Annotated in this window: 2 protein-coding genes; one reads left to right on the top strand and one right to left on the bottom strand. The window is 38.7% G+C overall.

The features are described 5' to 3' along the window. Positions 1 to 513 (bottom strand): NADH-quinone oxidoreductase subunit A (ndhC, locus tag B4033_RS01160; protein ID WP_286831303.1); only part of this gene is annotated, 513 nt, incomplete at its 3' end. Positions 514 to 915: 402 nt separating this feature from the next. On the opposite strand from ndhC, the gene B4033_RS01155 reads away from it, so the two are divergent. Then, positions 916 to 1272 (top strand): hypothetical protein, encoded by a 357-nt coding sequence (locus tag B4033_RS01155; RefSeq protein WP_071321034.1) that lies wholly within the window; start codon positions 916 to 918, stop codon positions 1270 to 1272. The last annotated feature ends 148 nt before the right edge of the window (positions 1273 to 1420 follow it).

The following is a 1420-nucleotide window of genomic DNA, read 5'->3' as shown; positions in this document are numbered from 1 at the left end:
TTTCACACGACCAGATGATTGAGCTGGAATTTGACCAGTCGGGTCTATAACCAATTCTTCAATTGAGTTGAAGCGAGTGATTTCTGCGATATCCATGTTTGGCGAACCAATCTTAGTTTTAACTCCTGTCGCCTTACGTTTGTCTGAAGGTGCCCAGTTAAGTGCGCCGGTGGATAATTCGTAAATCAAACCGACAAGTAAAACTAAAATAAAGATAGCTGCAGTTGCAAAACCAATCCAACCCACTTCACGAACAGAAACTGCCCATGCATATAGATAAAGTGCTTCTAAATCGAATACGACGAAGAAGATTGCAACTAAATAGAATTTTGCAGACAAGCGGATACGAGCTCCACCTGCGCTGACTACGCCTGACTCAAACTGCTCCTGCTTGGCACGGCCCCATGATTTACCCCCGAGGAGTAATGGGACAGTGAGCATAAAGACGCATAAAAATGTAACGCCGATCACGAAGGCAATAATTGCCCATTCGTATGGAGTAATGGCACTCATGCGGGGATAACTCCTGGCAGGCCTATGTATTAACAAAGAATGTATGTATTGGCCTTCAAATACACCAAACACAAAATTAATCCCGCCAATTGTACCTGATTTTGGATTTCACTTGCTAGCTTATAAGTCTTAGTCTTTTGGATGATTTTTTGGACGAATACCCGATTTTTCTAGGTTCTATCGCCCATGTTACGAAATAATCGCTTTAATAAATCAAAAACAATAAATTCATTATTTTTTCCAAAATCAGTTTAATTGTTTTAATGGCTGATTCTACTGAAACATAATTACTGCCTGTGAATTGTGTACTTTTTGCAACCACTTGCATCTGCAACTTCATCCCTTTATCGCTTTGTGTTATTCCTATAAACAGCATAAAAATGAACAAGAAGGATTGAATATATGAGTTTAAAGTTCACCCATAAACCTGATTATTTTCTCTATGCCCAGCTATTTGTTCGACATCTTGAAAACTATATTGTGAAGCATCCTGAGGAAAACACTCCTAATTTCAACTTGCAGGATATTTATGATCTGTTTGGCAAGGATTTCGCTTCTGCCTCGACAAATTTAGAAGGCATTTTAAATATTGCTGATGAATATCGCGTGGAAACTCTGCATGGCGACCAAAAACTGATTCAGAGCTATAGCATCGATGGAAAGTACAATAAACTTCTGATGAATCTGAATTCGGAAGCGGCCAAAAGTCTACGCGAAGGTAAACCGATCATTGAGCCCGATGCTGAAATCCATAAATAAAGCGAATTATAAAACCTGAGTGCTTTCATTAATTAGCCTCAATAAAAAAAACGATGCGGATGCATCGTTTTTTTTATAATCTAAAGACACCTTTTTTATAAGGAATCCAGGTCTTCTTTATGCTCTTCAACAGCCTTAAAGCGAGATT

Origin of the sequence: Acinetobacter sp. UBA3132, from assembly GCF_002364825.1 — a bacterium.
Classification (GTDB): domain Bacteria; phylum Pseudomonadota; class Gammaproteobacteria; order Pseudomonadales; family Moraxellaceae; genus Acinetobacter; species Acinetobacter schindleri.
This window is presented reverse-complemented; position numbering and strand designations above follow the sequence as displayed.

Bases quoted from the DNA above. Each gene is read 5' to 3' on its own strand.
- B4033_RS01155 (WP_071321034.1), top strand. From the start codon at position 916: ATGAGTTTAAAGTTCACCCATAAACCTGATTATTTTCTCTATGCCCAG.